The 437-nt window shown below is 66.8% G+C and carries 1 protein-coding gene; it reads left to right on the top strand.

The genetic code is table 11. The features are described from left to right. A partial coding sequence (locus I6F37_RS40460) for a carbamoyltransferase N-terminal domain-containing protein (protein ID WP_276573812.1) occupies nucleotides 1-437 on the top strand: 437 nt, incomplete at both ends.

Here is a 437-nt window from a genome sequence, read left to right as displayed (position 1 = left end):
GGCGCAGGCGGTTCGGTTTTGCCTCCACGCGGGCGGCTTGCGTCGGCGCGATATCGACTGGATCGGCTACTACGAGCTGCCAGCCCTGAAGCTCCAGCGCATCGCCGCGACCCGCGCCGCGACCAACGGCCGCGGCGAGGAGGAATACCAAGCGGCAATTCGGCGCTTCGCGTCGGGACGGCTCGACGTCGGCGGCTATTTCGGACGGTACGCCGGGGGGAAGACTCAGGTGCTCGCCACGGAGCACCACATCTCGCATGCGGCGTCGGCGTTCTACCCATCGCCGTTCGAGGAGGCCGCCGTCGTCACGATCGACGGCGTCGGCGAGTATGCGACGACCAGCATCGCGCACGGTCGAGGGAATCGCATCGACCCGCTGTGCGAAGTTGCGTTCCCGCACTCACTCGGCCTGTTCTATTCGGCATTCACCTACTATC

Origin of the sequence: Bradyrhizobium sp. NBAIM08 (genome assembly GCF_020193935.1) — a bacterium.
Taxonomy (GTDB): Bacteria; Pseudomonadota; Alphaproteobacteria; order Rhizobiales; family Xanthobacteraceae; genus Bradyrhizobium; species Bradyrhizobium yuanmingense.
This window is presented reverse-complemented; position numbering and strand designations above follow the sequence as displayed.